Below are 21,740 nucleotides of genomic sequence, written 5' to 3'. Positions count from 1 at the left end.
GGGGCGGCCGCGATGTCAGCGGCCGCCCCCGCTTGGTCGGCGTTCGATGACGTACCGGGTGAGGAGGACGCCGTCCTCCTCCAGCAGCCCGACGAGCTCGGCGCGGGCCGGAGCGGGCAGGCCGTGCTCGCCGAGCAGGCCGGCGGCACCGCCGGTGAGCAGCGGCGCGATCGTCAGGCACAGCTCGTCGACCACTCCGGCCGCCACGGCGGAACGGAACAGCGTGGGGCCGCCCTCGCAGAGCACGTGGGTGAGGCCGCGGTCGGCGAGGGCGTCCAGGGCGGCGGGCAGGTCGACGTCGTCGTCGCCGCAGACCAGCACCTGCACCCCGGCCGCCGTCAGCACGGCCCGTCGGCCGGGGTCGCTCGCGGTGCAGGTGACCAGGTGGGTGGGGGAGACGGCCTGAGTCACCAGCCGGTCGGTCGGCGGCAGCGAGGCGTGCCTCGACACCACGACCACCGGGGCCGTCGCCGGCCGGCCCAGCTCGGCGCGGATGCGGCCGACCGGGGAGTCGGGGGTGAGCGGCCGGTAGCCCTCGGCGGTCGCGGTGCCCCGGCCGACCAGGACGGCGTCCGCCCAGGCCCGCAGCACCCGGAAGACCGCCTTGTCCGCGGCCGAGCCCAGCCCGCTGCTGAGCCCGTCGACGCTCGTGGCGCCGTCCAGGGCCGCCACGAACCCCGCCCGGACGTGTCGGCCGGGCGGGGGGCGGTAGGTCTCGGCGAGCGTGGCAGCGTCCAGCAGCCCTGCCGCCGGTGGCAGCAGGGCCCGCATCAGCGGGTGCTCAGCACGGCCGCGGACTGCGCCGGCAGGGTGACCGCGTGCCCGTCGACCTCGGGGAGCTCCCCGGTGGCGAACAGCACCCCGGTGGCCTCGACGTCCAGGTCGACCTCGCGCGGCTCGTCGGCCAGGTTCACCGCCACCCGGAGCGACCCGCGGTGGACGACCAGCCAGCGGTCGGCGTCGTCCCACTGCACCTGCACCTGGGCCAGGTGCGGGTCGACCAGGTCGGGGTGCGTGGACCGCAGCGCGAGCAGCGCGCGGTGCACCCGCAGCAGGTCGGCGTGCGGCTGCTGCTCCAGCTCCGACCAGTCCAGCTTGGAGCGCAGGAAGGTCTCCTCGTCCTGCGGGTCCGGCACGACCGCGGCGTCCCAGCCGTGCTCGGCGAACTCCCCGATCCGTCCCTCGGCGGTGGCCTTGCCCAGCTCGGGCTCCGGGTGGCTGGTGAAGAACTGCCACGGGGTGCTGGCGCCCCACTCCTCGCCCATGAACAGCATGGGGGTGAACGGGCTGGTCAGCGTGATGGTGGCGCCGACGGCGAGCAGCGCGGGGGAGAGGTCGGCCGAGACCCGGTCACCGACGGCGCGGTTGCCGATCTGGTCGTGGTCCTGCAGGTAGGCCAGGAACTTCCAGCCCGGCAGCGCCTGGGTGTCCACCGGCCGGCCGTGGTGCCGGCGGCGGAAGGACGACCACGCACCGTCGTGGAAGAACGCCCCGGTGAGCACCTTGGCGAGCCCGCCCAGGCCGGCCTCGGCGAAGTCCCGGTAGTAGCCCTGGCCCTCGCCGGTCAGCACCGCGTGCAGGGAGTGGTGGAAGTCGTCGGACCACTGCGCGGTGAGCCCGATCCCGCCGGCGACCCGGGGGGTGACCATGCGCGGGTCGTTGAGGTCGCTCTCGGCGATCAGGGTCAGCGGGCGGCCCTCGGCGACGCTCAGCGCGTCGACCTCGGCGGCCATCTCCTCCAGCACGTGGGTGGCCCGCTCGTCGACGAGGGCGTGCACGGCGTCCAGCCGGAGCCCGTCGACGTGCATGTCACGCAGCCACATGACCGCGTTGTCGATGACGTAGCGGCGCACCTCGTCGGAGTCCGGGCCGGACAGGTTCACCGAGTCGCCCCAGGTGTTGGCCCCGCCCTCGCTGAACACCGGGAAGAACTCGGGCAGGTAGTTCCCCGACGGGCCCAGGTGGTTGTAGACGACGTCCTGGATGACGGCCAGCCCGCGCTGGTGGCAGGCGTCGACGAAGCGCTGGTAGCCCGCCGGGCCGCCGTAGCCCTCGTGGACGGCGTACCAGGCGACGCCGTCGTAGCCCCAGTTGTGCGTGCCGTTGAACCCGTTCACCGGCAGCAGCTCCACGAAGCTGACCCCCAGCTCGACCAGGTGGTCCAGCCGGGCGATCGCGGCGTCGAAGGTGCCGGCCTCGGTGAAGGTGCCCACGTGGAGCTCGTAGACCACACCGCCGGCCAGCGGGCGGCCGGTCCAGGTGCGGTCCACCCACCGGTACGCGGCCGGGTCGAAGCAGCGGGACAGACCGTGCACCCCGTCGGGCTGACGGCGCGAGCGCGGGTCGGGCCGGGCCGGGGTGGTGTCGTCCAGCAGGAACCCGTAGTCGGCCTCGGCCGGGGCCGGCACGGTCACCCGCCACCAGCCCTCGTCGTCCCGGGTCATGTCGTGCACGGCGGCATCGGGGCCGGCCCCCAGTTGGAGGCGGACCCGCTCGGGCACCGGCGCCCAGACGGTGAACTCGACGGGCTGGTCCGGGGACGACATGGGAGTGGATCCTCCAAGGGGGTGGGACTGTCGGTGGCCGGGACGACTATGCCCGTGTGGACCCCACGCAACCCCGCCCCGGTGCCGAGGTGACCGGTCGCACCGTGGAGCTGCGGGTGCACGGGGTCAGCGGCACCTCCCCGGAGGACCTGCTCGGCGAGCCGGTCGTCACCCAGGTCGCCGGCGACGGCCTGGGCCGGTTCTTCCGCCCGGTCGCCCCGCAGGCCGACGGGACGGTGCTGGAGGGCTACCACTGGGCGCTGTTCACCTCGGGGAGCTGGCGGCAGGGGCTGTGGTTCCTGCTGCTGCCCTTCGGGCTGGCGAACCTGGCCGCGCACGCCCTCCCGGCCGGGCGGACCGGCCCGGAGCGCGTCGTCGCGCTGGCCGCCCTCCGGCTGCTGGGTGCCGCGCTGACCGCGACGCTGGCGCTGGGCGCGCTGACCGTGCTCGTCGACCTCGTCGCGGTGCAGGGTCCGGGCCGGGGCCGACCCTGGGCCGTCGTCACCGGGCTCGCCGTGGTGGTCGGGGTGCTGGCCGTCGTCGCGCTCCTGGGCCGCGGGCGGGTCCCGGCACCGCCACCGGGCCCGCAGGCCGTGGTGGCCCCCGACGTGCCGCGCACGGTGCTGGCCGACCCCGGCTTCGGGGCCGGTGACCCCGACGTGCCGGTGCTCCGCCGGCTGCACGTGCTGGTCGGGCTGCTGGTCCTCGCCGTGCCCGGGTGGACGGCGGCAGGGCTGGCCTGGGTGCCGACGGCGGCGGCGGCGGTCACGGGGGCGGTGGTGCTCGGGCTGGGCGACCCACGGACGCCGGGCCGGTGGTGGCGACGGGCCGGCCCGGTCGCCCGGCGGCCGGTCGCGGTCCTCGCCGCCGTGGGTGTCGGCGCGGGCGCCGTGCTGGCGGCGGTCGGTGGTCGACTGCTGGTCGGTGACACGGGCGACCGGCTCGCGGGGCTCGGTGGTGCGCTGACCACGCTCGTCGTCACCGGGGCGGCGTGCCTGGTGGTGCTGCTCGGCGCGGTGCTCCTCGGCCGGCGCGGTGCCGCGCCGGTACCCGCGCCGTTCCGCCCGCTCGCGGCGGGGCTGTCGGCCTGGGTGGTGGCCGTGGTCGCCGCCGCCCTGGGCCTGGGGTTCACCGCCGGGCTGGTCTGGGCCACCCGGCGGGTGCTGGGCGGTGAGGTCGCCGGGGTCTACCGGGCCACCGCGGCCGGCTGGGGTGTCGCGGTCGTGGGCCTGGCCGCGGTCGGTGTCGCCGTGCTGGTGGCCCGGGCCCGGTCGGCGCCCGGCCGGCGCTCGAGGGCCGCGGCCTCCTACCCACCGGGAACCGACGGGCGGGTGGTCGAGAGCGCCGCGACCGGGCTGTGGCTGGCCGGGCTCCGGTCCTGGGCGCCGGGCGTGCTGGTCGGGCTGGCGGCGCTGACCGTGCTGGCGGCCGGGGTCCTGCTGGCCGGGCTGGCCGGGGTGCCGCTGCCCGACGCCGGACCCGTCGGCCGGGTGCTGGTCGGGGTCGGCACGGTGGCCCTGGTGGGCTTCGCGGTCGGGCTGCTGCTGGCGGGTCGGGGCGCGGTGCTGCACCCCGCGGTCCGGCGAGGGGTCAACGTGCTCTGGGACGTCGTCGCGTTCTGGCCCCGCGAGGTGCACCCCGTCGTCCCGCCGCCCTACTCGCGGCGGGCGGTCGGCGACGTGGCCACCCGGGTGGGGTGGCTGCTGGCCCGGAGCGGGGCCGACCGGGTGACGCTGGTCGGCTACAGCCAGGGCAGCCTGATCTGCCTGGCCGCCCTGCTGCAGGTGCCGCCCGGGCTGCGGCCCCGGGTCGCGCTGGTCACCCACGCCTCCCAGCTCCGGCTGGTCTACGCCCGGGTGTTCCCGCGGGCGGTGCCGGTGGCGCTGCTGCGCTGGACGCTCGGGGTGCTGGACGGGCGGTGGTCGAGCCTGTTCCGGGCGACCGACCCGTTCGGCGGGCCGGTGCTGGCGTGGGACCGCAGCCCCGACGGGGGCCTGCTGACCTCGACCCGGCTGACCGCCGACGGCCAGGACGACGGCGTCGACGTCGTCGGTGCCGACGGCGTGCGGGCGTCCGGTACCGAGTGGCGGCTGCCCGACCCCGCGGTGGTGGACCCGCAGGAGGAGCCGTGGCCCGGCCGGCGCGGGCACACCGACCACACCCGGGACCCGGCGTGGCCGGCTGCCCTGGCCGCGGTCTGGCGTCCTCCCGGGGGGTGACACGACACGGCACCGGATCGGTCCGGGGGAGGATCCGCAACCGCCCCGGCGCCGCTACCTTGCTGGTCACAGCCCCACCGACGTACGAGACGAGCCGCCATGAGGGTCCTGCGCACCCTGGTCTTCCCCGGTCTGAGGTTGCTGGTGTGGGCGGTGATCGCGGTGGCCCTGGTCGTGCTGGCCTTCCGGGGCTCCGGCGCCGGCGAGGCCTCCGCGGACGGTGCCACCACCCCACCCGCGGTGGACCTGGAGAGCCCTCAGGTGCCCGTCTCCCTCGGGACGGTGCAGAACACCGTGACCGTCACCGGCACCGTCGTCGCCGACCCCGCGGTGCCGGTCAAGGCGACCGCGATCGGGGAGGTGCGTCGGCTGCTCGTCGCCCCGGGCGCGGTGGTCTCCGCCGGCGACGGTCTGCTCACGATCACCGTCACCACCGAGCGCGACCCGGTGACCACGACCGACGCCGAGGGCACCGAGACGGTCACGCCGCGGGAGCCGCTGGTCACCGTCTCCACGGTCACCGCGACCGCAGCCGGCACGGTCACCTCGCTCGACGTCCTGGTGGAGCAGGTGGTGGCCGTCGGGGACGTCGTGGGGCAGATCAGCCCCGGCACGCTGTCGATCAGTGCGCCCCTCACCCAGGACGACCAGTTCCGGCTGCTCACCCCGCCGGCCGCGGCCGACGTCACCGTCCAGGGCGGGCCGGCGCCGTTCACCTGTTCCGGGCTGACCCTGGGTGCCCCGCCGGCGTCCACCGGCGACGGCACGGGGACGACGGGCGGGTTCGACCCGACCACCGGGGCCATCACCACCGGGACCACCGCCCGGTGCGCGGTCCCCGCGGGGACCCCGGTGTTCGCCGGGATGGCCGCCTCCGTGGCGGTCCAGGCCGGCACCGCGGCCGACGTCCTCACCCTGCCGGTCACCGCCGTCCAGGGCTCGGTGCAGGCCGGCAACGTCTGGGTCGTGGGAACCGACGGCGAACCCGTGTCGACCCCGGTCACCCTCGGGCTCACCGACGGCCTCCTGGTCGAGGTCACCGGCGGCGTCACCGAGGGCCAGCTGGTGCTGGAGTACGTCCCCGTCGCCGACGACACCCCGGTCGACGCCGGGACGGGCTTCGGGTACGGCGGGTGAGCCAGCTCCAGCTCACCGGGGTGGGCCGCGACGTCCGGCTGCCCGACGGCGGCGTGCTGCCGATCCTCACCGGCGTCGACCTCACCGTGGCCGCCGGCGAGCACGTCTCGATCGTGGGCCGCTCCGGATCGGGGAAGTCGACCCTGCTCAACGTGCTCGGGCTGCTGGACAGCCCCACGGCGGGGGAGTACCTGCTCGACGGCCAGGACACCGCCCGGCTGCGTGGCCGGCGGCGGGCCCGGCTGCGCGGGGAGTGCTTCGGGTTCGTGTTCCAGCAGTTCAACCTGCTGCCCCGGCGCACCGCGGCGGAGAACGTCGCCGCCCCGCTGCTCTACGCCCACGGGAAGGACTTCCTCCGCCGCGGCCGGACCGCCCGGGAGGTGCTCGACCGGGTCGGGCTGGGCGACCGCGCCGACCAGGTGCCCGAGCGGCTGTCCGGCGGCGAGCAGCAGCGGGTGGCCATCGCCCGGGCGCTGGTCCGCCGTCCCCGCGTGGTGCTGGCCGACGAGCCCACCGGCGCGCTGGACGTCGAGACCGGCCGGGCGGTGATGGCCCTGCTCGCCGAGGCCGCCGCCGAGCAGGGTGCGGCCCTGGTGACGATCACCCACGACCTCGCGGTCGCCGCGCTGGCCGACCGCCAGCTGCGCCTCGAGGCCGGCCGGCTGACACCGATGACGGCCGCCGAGACCGCGGCGGCGACCTCGTGACCGGGCTGCTCGGGGTGCTCGCGGAGGCCTGGAGCGAGGTCCGGGTGCACAAGGCCCGGGTGGTGCTCTCCCTGGTCGGGGTCTTCCTCGCCGTGTTCGCGATGACCGCGGTGACCGCGCTGGGGCTGATCGTGGCCCAGGTGCAGCAGGAGCAGGCGGAGCGGTACGGCGGCCGGCCGGCGACCATCTCCATCAGTGGCTACGACCCGACGACCGGCCTGCCGCCGGCCGCCGCGGAGTGGGACGCCGCGACCGGGGACCTGCTGGACCGGTACGGGGTGTCGGAGTTCGCCACCTCCCGCAGCAGCAGCGCGTTGTTCCGGCTGCCGGCCGGCACCCAGGAGCTGCCGACGATGGAGGTGTCGCCGTCCTACGGGGAGCTGCACCGGATCGAGCCGGTCGCCGGGCGGTGGCTGGTCGACGCCGACCGGGACTCGCTGTCCCCGGCCCTGGTGGTCAACGAGTTCGTGCTGGCTCAGATGGGCGGCGGGGAGTTCACCGGGCCCCGCAGCGTCGTCCTCGGCGGCGCCCGGCCGGTCACCGCGACCGTGGTGGGGGTGCTGAAGAACGACGGCGGGGAGTACCCGCTGGTGTACCGCGTCGACCGCTCGGGGCTCGGGGTGGCCGACACGACCGTCTCCAGCAGCTACGGGTTCGGGCCCACCACGCTGGAGCTCTGGGTGCCGCCTGAGCAGGCCGACGCCGTGATCGCCGCGGTGGGCAACGACCTGTCGCTGGTGCTGCCCGGCCTGCAGGTCGACGCCTACCGGATGGACTCACCCGGGGTCGCCGACAGCCTGGACGTGCTGCGGCTGGCCATCCGCGGGGCCGGGGCCGTCGTCCTGCTGCTGGGCGGGCTCGGGGTCTTCAACGTCGGGATGATGGCCGTCCGCCAGCGGGTGCGGGAGATCGGCATCCGGCGCAGCTTCGGGGCGACGTCGTCCCGGGTCTTCGGCGCGATCATGCTCGAGTCGGTGGTCGCCACCCTGCTCGCCGGACTGGCGGCCGTGGCACTCGCCGTGGTGGTGGTGGCGAACCTGCCGATCGAGCAGTGGTTCAACGGCGGGGTGCCGATCGCCGACGAACCGGGCTTCCCGGTGCAGGCCGCCGTCGAGGGCCTGGTCGCCGCCGCCGGCGTCGGAGCGCTCGCCGGCCTGCTCCCCGCGCTGCTGGCGGTGCGCGTCAAGGTCATCGACGCCATCCGCTTCTGAAAGGACCCCCTCGCCCCCCACCACTCGCAAGCTCGTGGTGGGCCCCTGCGAGGGGGCCGTTCCAGTACGTCACCTGGCGAGGAGGTCCTTCGTCAGTCCTTGACCAGCAGCGCGACCGGGAGGGCCGTGAGCAGCTCGGCCACCGAGACGCCGTGCGCGTCGGAGACGACGCGGGTGCCGGTGAGCAGGTCGCGCCAGCCGCCGTGGGACAGCTCGAGGGCGGTGTCGCCCCACCCGGTGGCGGCCAGGCCCACCGGCAGCCGGGTCGCGACGGTCACGACGCCACCCCGGTCGAAGGCCACCGCGTGGTCCGCCGCCGACCCGGTCACGCCGACCGGCTCGTAGCGGGAGAACGACCCGGGGGAGTCCCGCCGGTGTCGGAGCACCCGGGAGACCACCAGCAGCTTGGCCGCGCCCGAGGCGTCCACGGCCGGGACGGCGCCGTCGTCCAGACCGGCGAGCAGCTCCTGACGGGCCCGGTAGTCCACCGGACGGCGGTTGTCCGGGTCGACCAGGCTGAAGTCCCACAGCTCGGTGCCCTGGTAGACGTCCGGGACCCCGGCGATGGTGAGCTGCAGCAGCTTCTGGGTCAGCGAGTTCGACCAGCCGGGCGGGGTGATCCGCTCGACGAAGGCGTCGATCTCCGACCGGGTGGTCGGGTCGTCGAACGCCGCGTCGACCATCGCGTGCAGGGCTGCCTCGAACTCCTCGTCGGGAGCGGTGTACGTGGTCGACGTGCCGGCCTCGCGGGCGGCCTTCTCCACGTAGGCCTGCGCCCGCTCGCGGGACAACGGCCAGGCCCCGACCAGGTTCTGCCACACCAGGTGCGCCAGCGGCCGGTCGGCCAGCGGGTGCCGGGCCAGCCAGCCCCGCACCAGCCCGGCCCACTCCTCGGGCAGCTCGGCGAGCACGGCGAGCCGGGCCCGCACGTCCTCGCTGCGCTTGGTGTCGTGGGTCGACAGCGTGGTCATGGAGACCGACCGCTCGGCCGCCCGGTGCTCCTGGGCGGCGTGGAAGTCCGCGACCGAGATGCCGAAGTGTGCGGGGTCGCCGCCCACCTCGTTGAGCATCACGAACCGGGCCCACCGGTAGTAGGCGCTGTCCTCCACGCCCTTGGCCATGACCGGGCCCGAGGTCTGCTCGAAGCGGGTGGCCAGCTCGGTGTGCGGGGTGGCCAGCAACGGGTGCAGCCCGTCGACCGCGGCGGTGAGGTCGGGTCGACGCTCCCGGACGGCCGCGACGGTGGCGTCCAGGTGCGACCGGCCCTCGGGCAGGTAGGTGCGGTACACCGGGAAGGAGGCGAGCAGCTCGGCGAGCCCCTCGACGACCTGCTCGGCCGGGACCCCGGGGAGGTCGCCGACCAGCCGGGCCAGCCGGGCGACCTCGGAGCCGAGGATGCCGTCGGTGACCTCGCGCTTGGTGCCGTGCACCAGCTCGGCGTAGTCGACCCCGTGGCCCACCAGCTCGGTGTCCAGCGCGGTCAACGCGGCCTCGCCGGCCGGGTCGACGAGCACGCCGTCGACCTCGGACAGCGCGTCGTAACCGGTGGTGCCCGCGGTGGCCCAGTCGGCGGGCAGCTGCTCGCCGGGCTCCAGGATCTTCTCCACCACGGTCCAGCGGTGGCCGCTGGCCTCGGCGAGCCGGTCCAGGTACTGCTGCGGGTCGGCCAGCCCGTCCGGGTGGTCGATCCGCAGCCCGTCGACCAGGCCCTCGGACACCAGCGACACCGCCAGCTCGTGGGTGGCGTCGAAGACCCGCTGGTCCTCCACCCGCAGCCCGGCCAGGGTGTTGATGGCGAAGAACCGGCGGTAGTTGAGGTCGCCGTCGGCCCGGCGCCAGTCGACCAGCTCGTAGTGCTGCCGGTCGTGCACCTCCTGCGGGGTGCCCTCGCCGGTGCCGGGGGCGATCGGGAAGCGGTGCTCGTAGTAGCGGAGCTCGCCGTCCTCGACCTCCAGCTGCGCCACGTCGTCGGCACTGCCCAGGACGGGCACCCGGACCCGACCACCGCCGAACTCCCAGTCGACGTCGAAGGCGTGCGCGTGCGGGCTGTCCTGGCCCAGCTCGAGCAGCGACCACCACCACTGGGAGGCGTGGGCGTCGTCCACGCCCATGTGGTTGGGCACCAGGTCCAGCACCAGGCCCAGACCGTGCTCGTGCAGTGCGGCGACGAACCGGTCGAGGGCCTCCCGGCCGCCGCGCGCCTCGTCGACGTGCGCGTGGTCGGTGGTGTCGTAGCCGTGGTTGGACCCCTCGGCCGAGCGCAGCAGCGGCGAGGCGTAGGCGTGGCTGACGCCGAGGTCGGCCAGGTAGCCGGCCAGCTCCGCGCCGGCGTCCAGGGTGAAGTCGGCGTGGAACTGCAGCCGGTAGGTGCCCGAGGGCACCCCCCGGCTGTGCTCCCGGGTCTGCTCCCGTGCCCCCGTGGCCGTGGTCACGAGACGCTGCGCAGGACGACCATGGCCCGGCCCTTGACCGTGACGACGTCGCCGGCGGAGTGCTCGTTGGGGTCCACCGGGCCGAACTCGGCGGTGTCCACGACGACCGACCAGGTCGGGGCGTACTCGTCGGAGGGCAGGGTGAACTCGATGTCCTCGTGCCAGGCGTTGAACGCCAGGATGAAGCAGTCGTCCACCACGGCCTCGCCGCGCTCGTCGGTCGAGCGGATGCCGTTGCCGTTGAGGTAGACCGCGACGCTCTTGGCGTAGTGGGCGTCCCAGTCCTCCTCGCTCATCAGCTCACCGGACGGGGTCAGCCACGCGATGTCGGGGACCGGGTCGCCCTCGCCGCGACCGACCGGACGGCCGTTGAAGAACCGGCGACGGCGGAACGTCGGGTGCGCGTGCCGCAGGTGGGTGACCAGCTTGGTGAACTCGACCAGGCCCTCGTCGACGTCGGACCAGTCGATCCAGGTCAGCTCGGAGTCCTGGCAGTAGCCGTTGTTGTTGCCGCCCTGGCTGCGACCCAGCTCGTCGCCGTGCAGCAGCATCGGGACGCCCTGGGAGAGCATCAGGGTGGCGATGAAGTTGCGGCGCTGCTGGGCGCGCAGGGCGAGGATCTCGGCGTCGTCGGTCTCGCCCTCGACGCCGCAGTTCCAGCTGCGGTTGTGGCTCTCGCCGTCGTTGTTGCCCTCGCCGTTGGCCTCGTTGTGCTTGTCGTTGTAGGAGACCAGGTCGTTGATCGTGAAGCCGTCGTGGGCGGTCACGAAGTTGATGCTGGCGACCGGACGACGTCCCGAGTGCTGGTAGAGGTCGGCCGAACCGGTGATCCGGCTGGCGAACTCACCGACCGTGGCGTCCTCGCCGCGCCAGAAGTCGCGCACGGTGTCGCGGTACTTGCCGTTCCACTCGGTCCACAGCGAGGGGAAGTTGCCCACCTGGTAGCCGCCGTCGCCGACGTCCCAGGGCTCGGCGATGAGCTTGACCTGGCTGACGATCGGGTCCTGGTGGACCAGGTCGAAGAACGCCGACAGCTTGTCCACGTCGTGCAGCTCGCGGGCCAGGGTCGAGGCCAGGTCGAAGCGGAAGCCGTCGACGTGCATCTCGGTCACCCAGTAGCGCAGCGAGTCCATGATCAGCTGCAGCGACTGCGGCTGGCGCACGTTGAGGGAGTTCCCGGTGCCGGTGTAGTCCATGTAGAACTGCTCGTCGCCCTCGACGAGGCGGTAGTACGCCTGGTTGTCGATGCCCTTGAACGACAGCGTCGGGCCGTTGTGGTTGCCCTCGGCGGTGTGGTTGTAGACCACGTCGAGGATCACCTCGATCCCCGCCTCGTGCAGGGTGCGGACCATCCCCTTGAACTCCTGCACCTGCATGCCGTTGTCGGTGTTGCTGGCGTACTCGTCGTGCGGGGCGAAGAAGCCGATGGAGTTGTAGCCCCAGTAGTTGCGCAGGCCCTTCTGCTGCAGGGTGTCGTCCTGCACGAACTGGTGCACCGGCATGAGCTCGATCGCGGTCACGCCGAGGTCGGTGAGGTGCTCGATGACCGCCGGGTGCGCGATGCCGGCGTAGGTGCCGCGCAGCTCCTCGGGGACCCGCGGGTGGGTCATCGTCAGGCCCTTGACGTGGGCCTCGTAGATGACGCTCTTGTGGTACGGCGTGCGCGGGGCGCGGTCGGTGCCCCAGTCGAAGTAGGGGCTGACCACGACGGACTTGGGCATGTGCGCCGCGGAGTCGTCGTCGTTGCGCTCCTGGGTCTCGAAGTCGTAGCCGAAGACCGAGGGGTCCCAGTCGATGCCGCCGTCGATCGCCTTGGCGTAGGGGTCCAGCAGCAGCTTGTTCGGGTTGCAGCGCAGCCCGGCCTCGGGGTCGTACGGGCCGTACACCCGGTAGCCGTAGCGCTGGCCGGCCTGGATGCCGGGCAGGAAGGCGTGCCAGACGAAGGCGTCCATCTCGGGGAGGCGGATGCGGGTCTCGGTGCCGTCGTCGTCGAACAGGCACAGCTCGACCTTCTCGGCCACCTCGCTGAAGATCGCGAAGTTGGTGCCGGTGCCGTCGAACGTCGCCCCGAGGGGGTAGGCGGTACCGGGCCAGACCTGGGTGGTCATGTGGTGGCGTTCCTCCTGCTGTGGGCGGTCCCCGGACGTCCGGGGACCTGCGGGTCGTGCGGGGTGCCGCCGGGGGCGGCTGGTCGGTGACCGGGTCGGGGCTGCGGTGCCCACGGACGGTGCCCACGGACGAGGCGGGGGACACGCGTCCGCCGCGACGATCGGGTCACGGTCGTCGGGAGGAGTCTGCCAAGAGCCGGCCCGGTCCGCCGGGCGTGCGGTGCGTGCCGTCGCGCACGGCCCGGTCGGGCGGTCTGCGGGTGGGACGCGACGAGGCCCCCCACGGTGTCCGTGGAGGGCCTCGAGTCGGGCAGGGGCGGGTCCGGCCGTGCCCGGTGTCCCGGGTGGTACCGGATCTCGTCGTCGCCCCGCGGTACCCGGTGCGTGCCCGGGCCGTTCGGTGCGGCTGACGCTGTCCCCGTCGTCCTGCACCACCGACGCTAGGGCCGGGCACCCGGCCCCACAACCCCCTGTGACGGGGTCTTCACACCCCGTGTGTCACAACCGTGTAATTACGTCCCACACGTCACTCCTGGGGTCGGTGGGACGTCCCGTCGGGGTGCCGGGCGGGGGGTGCCGGGAGGGGTCCGGACGTCGTCGTCGGGTTTCTGTCGTACCCCCGTCGTACCGTCGGGGCGTGACGACGAAGACCGGTCTGAAGCCCACGCAGGGCACCTTCGAGGTGATCAGCGAGTTCGTGCCCTCGGGTGACCAGCCGACGGCGATCAAGGAGCTGGCGACCGCGGTCAACGCCGGCCAGAAGGACACCGTGCTCCTGGGTGCCACCGGCACGGGCAAGTCGGCGACCACGGCCTGGCTGATCGAGCAGGTGCAGCGGCCCACCCTGGTGATGGCGCCGAACAAGACCCTCGCCGCGCAGCTGGCCAACGAGTTCAAGGAACTGCTGCCCAACAACGCGGTGGAGTACTTCGTCTCCTACTACGACTACTACCAACCCGAGGCGTACGTCCCGCAGACCGACACCTACATCGAGAAGGACTCCTCGATCAACGAGGAGGTGGAGCGGCTGCGGCACTCGGCCACCCAGAGCCTGCTCACCCGGCGCGACGTCGTGGTGGTCTCCACGGTGTCCTGCATCTACGGCCTGGGCACCCCGCAGGAGTACGTCGACCGGGCGCTGAAGATCTCCCTGGGCCAGGAGCGAGACCGCGACGAGCTGCTGCGCACCCTGGTCACCGAGCAGTACACCCGCAACGACCTCGCCTTCACCCGCGGCACGTTCCGGGTCCGCGGCGACACCATCGAGGTGTTCCCGGTCTACGAGGAGCTCGCGGTCCGGATCGAGATGTTCGGCGACGAGGTCGAGCGGCTGTACTACCTGCACCCGCTCACCGGCGAGGTCGTGCGCGAGGTCCAGGAGCTCTACGTCTTCCCGGCCACCCACTACGTCGCCGGCCCAGAGCGCATGGAACGCGCCATCGGCGGCATCGAGGCCGAGCTCGAGGGGCGGCTGGCCGAGCTGGACAAGCAGGGCAAGCTCCTGGAGTCCCAGCGGCTGCGCATGCGCACCACCTACGACATCGAGATGATGCGCCAGGTCGGCTTCTGCTCCGGGATCGAGAACTACTCCCGGCACATCGACGGCCGCGGCGCCGGCACCGCAGGCTCCTGCCTCATCGACTACTTCCCCGACGACTTCCTGCTCGTCATCGACGAGTCGCACGTGACCGTGCCGCAGATCGGCGGCATGTACGAGGGCGACATGAGCCGCAAGCGCACCCTGGTCGACCACGGCTTCCGGCTGCCCTCGGCGATGGACAACCGCCCGCTGAAGTGGGAGGAGTTCACCGACCGCATCGGTCAGGCCGTCTACCTCTCGGCCACCCCGGGTAAGTACGAGCTCGGCCGCACCCAGGGCGAGTTCGTCGAGCAGGTCATCCGGCCCACCGGCCTGGTCGACCCCGAGATCGTGGTCAAGCCGACCAAGGGCCAGATCGACGACCTGGTGCACGAGATCCGCACCCGCACCGAGAAGGACGAGCGGATCCTGGTCACCACGCTGACCAAGAAGATGAGCGAGGACCTCACCGACTACCTGCTCGAGCTGGGCATCAAGGTGCGGTACCTGCACTCGGAGGTCGACACCCTGCGCCGGGTCGAGCTGCTGCGCGAGCTGCGGCAGGGCGAGTACGACGTGCTGGTGGGGATCAACCTGCTCCGCGAGGGCCTCGACCTCCCGGAGGTGTCCCTGGTGGCGATCCTCGACGCCGACAAGGAGGGCTTCCTCCGCTCGGGCACCTCGCTGATCCAGACCATCGGCCGCGCCGCCCGCAACGTCTCGGGCCAGGTGCACATGTACGCCGACAAGATCACCCCGTCGATGGCCCAGGCGATCGACGAGACCTCGCGGCGCCGGGAGAAGCAGGTCGCCTACAACACCGCCCACGGCGTCGACCCGCAGCCGCTGCGGAAGAAGATCGTGGACATCCTCGACGGCATCTACAAGGCCAGCGAGGAGGCCGAGGCCGCCACCGAGCAGTTCGGCGGGTCCGGTCGCCAGCAGTCCCGCGGGAAGGCCCCGGTCCCCGGGCTGTCCTCGAAGTCCAAGGGCAAGGCCAAGGCGGGGTCGATCGACGTCGAGGGGCTGCCCCGGGCCGCGCTGGCCGACATGATCACCGAGATGAACGACCAGATGCTCTCCGCGGCCCGCGAGCTGCAGTTCGAGGTCGCCGCCCGCCTCCGCGACGAGCTCAACGAGCTGAAGCGGGAGCTGCGGCAGTTCGACCAGGCGCACGCCTGACGCCGGGGGCACACCCCGACGGACGAGCCCCGGCCGGCACCCACGGGTGCCGGCCGGGGCTCGGTCGCGTCCGGGGTCAGCCGCCGGGACCGGCCGGGCCACCCGCCGGACCGCCGGCCGGCGGTCCACCCTCCGGGCCGTCCGCCGGGTCGGCCGGTCCACCCGGCCCGGGCCGCTCCTCGTCCGCGGCGGCGGGGTCGTCCGCCGAGTCCCCAGGAGCCGGGTCCGTCTCGGTGGGGTCCGACTCGGTGGGGGCGGTCTCCGAGGGGGAGGACGTCGAGACGCTCACCGTGGGGTCCGCGCTGCTGACGTCGGGGCTGATCGCGGCCCCGGCACCGACGGCGACCCCCACCACCAGGGCCAGCGCGGCCGCGCCGATCGCCGACCCGACGAGCAGTCGCCGCCGACGCCCCGACGGCGCCGCAGGCTCCCGCACCGGGTCCCGGTCCGGGCCGGCGTCGCGCCAGTACTCCCAGTCGTCGTCGGTGCCCCGGGTGCCCAGCGCCCAGGGGCCCACCACGTGGGTGGGCTCCCGGCCGGCCGGCACCGCGGGGAACTCGGCGGTGTCGCCGTCCCGCCAGCTCACCGGAAACCGCCCGGGAGGCCCGGTGCCTGCGTCCGCACCAGGGTCAGCGCCTGGTCCGCGACCGCGGTGGCCGCCGACCCCAGCTGCGAGGCCCGGGCGGTGGCCAGCCACTCCCCGGCGGGGCCGGGTCCGCTGGACAGCAGGGCCAGACCGCCGCCCACCAGCACGGCGGCGAGCACGAGCCCGCCGACCGCGCCGGCCGCCCGGTCCAGCAGCGACAGGTGGAGCCGGGCCAGCACGGTGGCCAGGAGGCCGCCGAGCCCACGGCCCAGTGCCGAGCCCAGTGCGCCCACCAGCAGGACCCCGACCACCTCGACCAGCCGGGCGGTGCTGCCGGTCAGGTCGGCGGCGAGTGCCGGCACCACGGCCAGCCCCACGGCGAGGCCGACGACCAGCCCGGCCACCGACCCGGCCAGCCGCAGCCCCCCGCGCCGCCAGCCGGCGACCGCGCCGGCGACCAGGAGCGCCAGCAGGACCAGGTCGACCCAGAGCGGGCCGGTCATCGCGGCCCGACGGCGCTGTCGGTGGCGACCACGGTGTCGTCGGTGACCGTGCCGCTCAGGTGCACGTCGTCACCCACCGCGGGCACCTCGGACAGTGCCGCGGCGTCCACGTCGACGTGCAGGCCGGGGGTGGTGACCACGGTCAGGTCGGTGCCGTCCACGGAGACGACGACGCCGTCCACGTGGGCCAGGGCCTCGCGGACCTCGCTGGCGGTGCCGTCGGTGGCCCGGACCTCGACCCGGTCGCCGGTGGCGAGGTCGGCGACCGACCCCTCCTCGCCGGGGCCGCCGCCGATGCGGGTGTCGTCGGTCAGGGTGAGCTCGTGGGTCTCGCCGGTGTCGTCGGTCAGGGTGAGTGCGGTGTCCGAGACCGCCGTGACGGTCCCGACCAGCCGGTCGCCCTCGGCGCCCGGGCCGCCGGCGGCCGGACCGCCCGCGGGGGCCTCGCCGTCGGCCGGGGGCGTGGGGGCCGCGCCGTCCGCGGGGGGCGTGGGGGCCTCGCCGTCGGCCGGCGGGGTGGGCCGCTCGCCGTCGGCACCGGGGCCGACCGGGCCGTCACCCGGTGCGGGCGCACCGGCGGCCGGGGCGTCGGTGGCGGGCGCGTCGGTGGTGGGGGCCTCGGTGGTGGAGCTGCCGCCGTCGGCGAGGGCGACCCCGCCGCCGAGCAGCACCGCACCGGCGACGGCGCCGCCGACGACCCCGGCGGTCCAGCGGCGGGTGCGGGTGGTGGGGAGAGCGGAGCGGTTCACGGTTCCTCCAGTGCTGGGGGCCGCTCGGAGGAGCGGCGCTGGTCCCCACCGTGTGCGCCGGACCTGAACCCACCCTGAAGCGAGCGCCCCTGGACCGGTTCTTCAGCGCACCTTCAGGGAGCGCGGGGCACCATCGCTGCCGTGCCTACCGAGCAGAGAGCGCGACCCCGGGTGCTCGTGGTCGAGGACGAGACCGCGATCCGGGAGGGAGTGGTGACCGCGCTGGCCGAGGAGGGCTGCCTGGTCGAGGGGCGGGCCGACGGGACGACGCTGGCCGCGGACCTGGCCGGGTTCCGCCCGGACCTGGTCGTGCTCGACGTGATGCTGCCCGGGCGGGACGGGCTGGCGCTGGCCGGAGACGTCCGGGCGGCGGGGGACGCCGGCATCGTCGTCCTCACCGCCCGGGACGCGGTGCCCGACCGGCTGGCCGGCTTCGCCGCCGGCGCCGACGACTACCTGGTCAAGCCGTTCGCGATGGCCGAGCTGGTCGCCCGGGTGCGCGCAGTGCTCAACCGCCGGGGTGCCTGGCCCGGCGCCGTCGAGGTGGGCGACCTGGTGGTCGACGAGCCCGCCGGGACGGCGACCCGCGCCGGGCACCGGCTCGAGCTGACCGCCACCGAGCTGCGGCTGCTGGGCTACCTGGTGGGGGCCCGGGGCCGCACGGTGAGCAAGACCCAGATCCTCACCCAGGTGTGGGGCTACGAGGACTACGACCCCAACCTGGTCGAGGTCCACGTGAGCGCCCTGCGCCGCAAGCTCGAGGCGCACGGCCCGCGGGTGGTGCACACCGTCCGCGGCCTGGGCTACACGGTCCGGACGTGAGCGGGGACGGACTGGCGACGGCGTCGCTGCGTCGCCGGGTGAGCCTGCTGGTGCTGGCCCTGCTCGCGGTGCTGCTGGTCGTCCTCGGGGTGACGGTGGACCTGGCGCTGGGCGCCCAGCTGCGCAGCGACCTGCGGGACCGGCTGGTCGACCGGGCGGAGATCGCGGCCACCCTGGTCGAGCAGGGGCGCACCGACGAGCAGGTCGTCGCCGCGGTCACGGGGGACACCGTCCAGGCCCTGCTGCAGACCGCGGACGGCGAGGAGGTCGGCGGCATCCCCGACCCGCCGGCCGGTCCTGCCGGCGGCCCCGGACCCGGCGGGCCGGCGGCGCGCCCGGACCCGGGCCAGGTGCAGGACACCGGCGACGCCTACGTGCTCCAGGAGGAGCTGCCCGACGGCGCCCGGATCACCCTGGTCGCCGACCAGAGCCCCATCACCGACGCGGTCACCCAGCTGCGCTGGGTCCTGGCCGTGGCCGCCGCGGTGACCCTGCTGCTGGCCGCGGCGCTGGTCAGCGGCACGGTGGGGGTGGGCCTGCGGCCGCTGGGGCGGATGACCGGGCTGGCCCGGTCGATCACCTCGGGCGACCGGGGCCGTCGGCTGCGCCCGGACCGGCCGCACACCGAGCTCGGCCGCACCGCCGCCGCCTTCGACGACATGCTCGACGAGCTGGAGGGTGCCGAGCGGCAGGCCCGGCGGGCCGAGGCCGGCATGCGGGACCTGCTCGGGGACGCCGCCCACGAGCTGCGCACCCCGCTGGCCGCCGTCCAGGCCTCGGTGGAGACCGTGCTGCGCGGTGACCCGCCCCGGGAACGCCGGGAGGAGCTGCTGGCCGGGGCGGTGCGGGAGCTGCGCCGGTCCGCGCGCCTGGTCGGTGACCTGCTCGACGTCGCCCGGCTGGACGCCGGCGCCGCGCCGGAGCTCGCGCTGCAGTACGTCGACCTGACCGCCGTGGCCCGGGCGGTCGCCGGCCGGGTCGGGGGAGCGGTGCAGGTCACCGGTGACCCGGTGCTGCTGCCCGCCGACGCCGACCGGGTGGCCCAGGTGCTGGACAACCTGCTGCGCAACGCCGTCCGGGCGGCCGGAACGGACGGGCAGGTCCGGGTCGCGGTGCACCGGGAGGGTCCCGACGCGGTGGCCGACGTGACCGACGACGGGCCGGGCGTGCCCGAGGCCGACCGCGAGCGGGTGTTCGAACGGCTCGTCCGGCTGGACGCCGCGCGCAGCCGGGACGGGGGAGCGGGTCTGGGCCTCCCCATCGCCCGCGGGCACGCCCGCGCACACGGTGGGGACGTGACCTGCGAGCCGTCCACCGCCGGGGCGCACTTCCGGCTCCGCCTGCCGGTGAGCCAGCCCACCGCCTGACCCGGAACTCCGCGCGGGGCCGGGTCGTTCACGTCTTCGAGTCCGGCACGGGCACTGGTTGGCGTTTGCAAGCGCCACCTGCTGCCGATACCCGGGTTCACGTGGAGGGGAGTATCCCCCGCGGCAGCTGTCGTCAACACGAGGTCGCCATCGACCTCCGGCGCTGTCGGTCGACCCCCGGGTCGGCGGGAGAGACCTCCGGTGCACTTCTGAGACTCACCGGAGGAACCACCGTTGGACGTCCCCATCTGGGTGTGGGCTGTCACCGTCGCTGCGATCGTCGGCATGATCGTCTTCGACTTCGTCGGCCACGTACGCACCCCGCACGCCCCCTCGCTCAAGGAGTCGGCCACCTGGTCGGCCGTCTACGTCGGCATCGCGATCCTGTTCGGTCTCGGCGTCCTGGTCTTCGCCGGCGGCACCTTCGGCGGTGAGTACTTCGCCGGGTACGTCACCGAGAAGGCACTGAGCGTCGACAACCTGTTCGTCTTCGTGCTGATCATGGCCAGCTTCGGCGTGCCACGGGAACTGCAGCAGAAGGTGCTGCTGTTCGGCATCGCCTTCGCGCTGGTCCTGCGCACCGTCTTCATCTTCATCGGTGCCGCGGCCATCGAGAACTACAGCTGGGTCTTCTACCTCTTCGGCGCGATCCTCATCTACACCGCCGTCGTGCAGGCCCGCAGCGGCGGTCACGACGAGGAGGAGGAGTTCAAGGAGAACGGGATCCTCAAGCTCGTCCGCAAGGCCGTGCCGACGACCGAGGAGTACCACTCCGACCGGATGACCACGAAGATCGACGGCAAGCGCTACATCACGCCGTTGTTCATCGCGCTGATCGCCATCGGCACCGCGGACATCATCTTCGCCGTCGACTCGATCCCGGCCATCTTCGGTCTGACCCAGGAGACCTACCTGGTCTTCGCGGCCAACGCGTTCTCCCTGCTCGGCCTGCGCCAGCTGTTCTTCCTCATCGACGGCCTGCTCGACCGCCTCGTGTACCTGGCCTACGGCCTGGCCGTCATCCTCGGGTTCATCGGCATCAAGCTGGTCATCCACGCCCTGCACACCAACGAGCTGCCGTTCATCAACGGCGGTGAGCACATCACCGTGATCCCGGAGATCCCGACCTGGCTCTCCCTGCTGGTCATCCTGCTCACGCTGATCGTCACCACGGTGCTCAGCCTGCGGAAGAACAAGAAGGACGAGGCGGCCGGCAAGAGCCACGCCACGACGGCCGGCGACCCCGGGGCCACGAAGGACGGCCTCCAGGTCCAGGGCCCGGGCGACCGTGACGGCAGCCCGGACGCCGCCCCGGCCGACGGTCCGCCGTCCGCTCGCGGCGCGAACGTCACCGGGGGCAGCAACCAGCGCTGACCCACCGCACCACCCCGCACAGGCCCGTCGGACGTCGTCCGGCGGGCCTGTCGGCGTCCCGGGCACTTCTGGTCGTAGACGTCACGGGGGGACCGGGTGCACCGGCCAACGAGCGCCGTAGTGTGCCCGGACGTGGAGCTCCCGGTCTGGTTCGAGATCGGCACGTTCGTGGGACTCACCGTCCTGCTGCTGGCCGACCTCGCCCTCGTTGCCCGTCGTCCGCACGAACCCTCGGTGCGGGAGGCCAGCATCTGGGTGACGTTCTACATCGCCCTGGCCCTGCTGTTCGGCCTGGTGCTGCTGGTGGTCACCAACGGGGACTTCGCGACCCAGTTCTACGCGGGCTGGCTCACCGAGTACTCGCTGTCGGTGGACAACCTCTTCGTCTTCGTGATCATCATGGCCCGCTTCAAGGTGCCCAGGAAGCTGCAGCAAGAGGTCCTGATGGTCGGGATCATCATCGCCCTGGTGCTGCGCGGGATCTTCATCCTGCTCGGCGCCGCGGTGATCGAGCGGTTCACCTGGGTCTTCTACATCTTCGGCGCGTTCCTGGTCTACACCGCGATCAACCTGGTGCGGAACCACGGCGAGGAGGAGGACTACGAGGAGAACGCCCTCATCCGGCGGCTGAAGAAGGTCCTGCCGATGACGGCGGACTTCCACGGCAACAAGATCCGGGTGGAGAAGGGCGGCAAGAAGCTCTTCACCCCGATGATCGTGGTCTTCCTCGCGCTGGGGACGACGGACCTGCTCTTCGCGCTGGACTCCATCCCGGCCATCTTCGGGCTGACCCGCGAGGCGTTCATCGTCTTCACCGCCAACGTCTTCGCCCTCATGGGCCTGCGGCAGCTGTACTTCCTGCTCGGCGGGCTGCTCAAGCGGCTGGTCTACCTCTCCTACGGCCTCGCGGTGATCCTGGCCTTCATCGGGGTCAAGCTGGTCCTCGAGGCGGTGCACGAGAACACGCTGCCGTTCATCAACGGCGGCGAGCCGATCGAGGCGGTCCCGGAGATCCCGATCTGGCTGTCGCTGGCGGTCATCCTCGGCGTGCTGGTGATCGCCACCGTCGCCTCGCTGCTCAAGACCCGCGGCCAGCTGCCCCCCGCCGAGGGCACCGGGGTCGACCCCGAGGGTCAGCCCACCGGTGAGCCCGGCGAGGACAGCGCCCGCGACGAGGCCGAGTCCCGGGCGGCTCGGGCGCGCGACCAGCAGTAACGG

General features: G+C 73.8%; 16 protein-coding genes. 9 read left to right on the top strand and 7 right to left on the bottom strand.

Going from position 1 to position 21,740, the window contains the following annotated elements; all coding sequences use genetic code 11:
* Positions 1-15 precede the first annotated feature (15 nt).
* Both ASG36_RS17525 and treZ read right to left on the bottom strand, forming a co-directional pair.
* Entirely contained in the window at positions 16-771 is a 756-nt protein-coding gene (locus ASG36_RS17525) for a dihydrofolate reductase family protein (protein WP_055766914.1), read from the bottom strand.
* A complete protein-coding gene (gene treZ / locus ASG36_RS17520; protein ID WP_055766910.1) occupies positions 771-2,546 on the bottom strand; it encodes a malto-oligosyltrehalose trehalohydrolase in 1,776 nt (591 codons plus the stop codon). The genes ASG36_RS17525 and treZ overlap by 1 nt, the downstream gene beginning before the upstream one ends.
* Positions 2,547-2,635: 89 nt before the next feature.
* Between treZ and ASG36_RS17515 the strand changes: the two genes are divergently transcribed.
* The 4 genes from ASG36_RS17515 (at position 2,636) to ASG36_RS17500 (ending at position 7,820) form a co-directional block, all read left to right on the top strand.
* Positions 2,636-4,765 (top strand): hypothetical protein, encoded by a 2,130-nt coding sequence (locus tag ASG36_RS17515; RefSeq protein ID WP_157498907.1) that lies wholly within the window; start codon positions 2,636-2,638, stop codon positions 4,763-4,765.
* Positions 4,766-4,864: 99 nt separating this feature from the next.
* Entirely contained in the window at positions 4,865-5,902 is a 1,038-nt protein-coding gene (locus tag ASG36_RS17510; protein ID WP_055766906.1) for a hypothetical protein, read from the top strand.
* Positions 5,899-6,609, top strand: coding sequence for an ABC transporter ATP-binding protein (locus ASG36_RS17505; RefSeq protein WP_055766903.1), 711 nt, complete (start codon positions 5,899-5,901; stop codon positions 6,607-6,609). The genes ASG36_RS17510 and ASG36_RS17505 overlap by 4 nt, the downstream gene beginning before the upstream one ends.
* Entirely contained in the window at positions 6,606-7,820 is a 1,215-nt protein-coding gene (locus tag ASG36_RS17500; protein ID WP_055766900.1) for an ABC transporter permease, read from the top strand. The genes ASG36_RS17505 and ASG36_RS17500 overlap by 4 nt, the downstream gene beginning before the upstream one ends.
* A 92-nt stretch (positions 7,821-7,912) precedes the next feature.
* Here the strand turns inward: ASG36_RS17500 and treY are convergent, their stop codons facing one another.
* Together treY and glgX are read right to left on the bottom strand one after the other, a co-directional pair.
* A complete protein-coding gene (gene treY / locus ASG36_RS17495; RefSeq protein ID WP_200944547.1) occupies positions 7,913-10,252 on the bottom strand; it encodes a malto-oligosyltrehalose synthase in 2,340 nt (779 codons plus the stop codon).
* Complete coding sequence (glgX, locus tag ASG36_RS17490) at positions 10,249-12,360, bottom strand: glycogen debranching protein GlgX (RefSeq protein ID WP_055766899.1); 2,112 nt, start codon at positions 12,358-12,360, stop codon at positions 10,249-10,251. Before glgX ends, treY begins: the two co-directional genes overlap by 4 nt.
* Positions 12,361-12,997: 637 nt before the next feature.
* Between glgX and uvrB the strand changes: the two genes are divergently transcribed.
* Positions 12,998-15,121: an excinuclease ABC subunit UvrB gene (gene uvrB / locus ASG36_RS17485; RefSeq protein WP_055766895.1), complete on the top strand. Its 2,124-nt coding sequence runs from the start codon at positions 12,998-13,000 to the stop codon at positions 15,119-15,121.
* A 76-nt stretch (positions 15,122-15,197) separates the two neighbouring features.
* Here uvrB and ASG36_RS17480 read toward each other — a convergent pair whose 3' ends face one another.
* Genes ASG36_RS17480 through ASG36_RS17470 form a run of 3 tightly spaced genes read right to left on the bottom strand, consistent with a single transcriptional unit; the run spans position 15,198 to position 16,959 of the window.
* Positions 15,198-15,707 carry a hypothetical protein gene (locus ASG36_RS17480; RefSeq protein WP_055766892.1) on the bottom strand — a complete coding sequence of 170 codons (510 nt, stop codon included), beginning with the start codon at positions 15,705-15,707 and terminating at the stop codon, positions 15,198-15,200.
* Positions 15,704-16,210, bottom strand: coding sequence for a CvpA family protein (locus ASG36_RS17475; protein ID WP_055766889.1), 507 nt, complete (start codon positions 16,208-16,210; stop codon positions 15,704-15,706). The genes ASG36_RS17480 and ASG36_RS17475 overlap by 4 nt, the downstream gene beginning before the upstream one ends.
* On the bottom strand, positions 16,207-16,959 hold the full coding sequence (locus ASG36_RS17470; protein WP_055766887.1) for a hypothetical protein: 753 nt from the start codon (positions 16,957-16,959) through the stop codon (positions 16,207-16,209). The genes ASG36_RS17475 and ASG36_RS17470 overlap by 4 nt, the downstream gene beginning before the upstream one ends.
* 141 nt (positions 16,960-17,100) lie before the next feature.
* On the opposite strand from ASG36_RS17470, the gene ASG36_RS17465 reads away from it, so the two are divergent.
* From ASG36_RS17465 to ASG36_RS17450, 4 genes are all read left to right on the top strand, one after another.
* A complete protein-coding gene (locus tag ASG36_RS17465; protein WP_200944546.1) occupies positions 17,101-17,781 on the top strand; it encodes a response regulator transcription factor in 681 nt (226 codons plus the stop codon).
* Positions 17,778-19,148 carry a HAMP domain-containing sensor histidine kinase gene (locus tag ASG36_RS17460; protein ID WP_055766882.1) on the top strand — a complete coding sequence of 457 codons (1,371 nt, stop codon included), beginning with the start codon at positions 17,778-17,780 and terminating at the stop codon, positions 19,146-19,148. Before ASG36_RS17465 ends, ASG36_RS17460 begins: the two co-directional genes overlap by 4 nt.
* A 234-nt stretch (positions 19,149-19,382) precedes the next feature.
* Positions 19,383-20,522, top strand: coding sequence for a TerC family protein (locus tag ASG36_RS17455; RefSeq protein ID WP_055766878.1), 1,140 nt, complete (start codon positions 19,383-19,385; stop codon positions 20,520-20,522).
* A 132-nt stretch (positions 20,523-20,654) separates the two neighbouring features.
* Positions 20,655-21,737, top strand: a complete 1,083-nt coding sequence (locus tag ASG36_RS17450) for a TerC family protein (protein WP_055767800.1) — start codon at positions 20,655-20,657, stop codon at positions 21,735-21,737.
* The last annotated feature ends 3 nt before the right edge of the window (positions 21,738-21,740 follow it).

This window comes from Geodermatophilus sp. Leaf369 (assembly GCF_001424455.1).
GTDB lineage: Bacteria > Actinomycetota > Actinomycetes > Mycobacteriales > Geodermatophilaceae > Klenkia.
This window is presented reverse-complemented; position numbering and strand designations above follow the sequence as displayed.

Bases quoted from the DNA above. Each gene is read 5' to 3' on its own strand.
- ASG36_RS17525 (WP_055766914.1), bottom strand. From the start codon at position 771: ATGCGGGCCCTGCTGCCACCGGCGGCAGGGCTGCTGGACGCTGCCACG.
- treZ (WP_055766910.1), bottom strand. From the start codon at position 2,546: ATGTCGTCCCCGGACCAGCCCGTCGAGTTCACCGTCTGGGCGCCGGTG.
- ASG36_RS17510 (WP_055766906.1), top strand. From the start codon at position 4,865: ATGAGGGTCCTGCGCACCCTGGTCTTCCCCGGTCTGAGGTTGCTGGTG.
- glgX (WP_055766899.1), bottom strand. From the start codon at position 12,360: ATGACCACCCAGGTCTGGCCCGGTACCGCCTACCCCCTCGGGGCGACG.
- ASG36_RS17475 (WP_055766889.1), bottom strand. From the start codon at position 16,210: ATGACCGGCCCGCTCTGGGTCGACCTGGTCCTGCTGGCGCTCCTGGTC.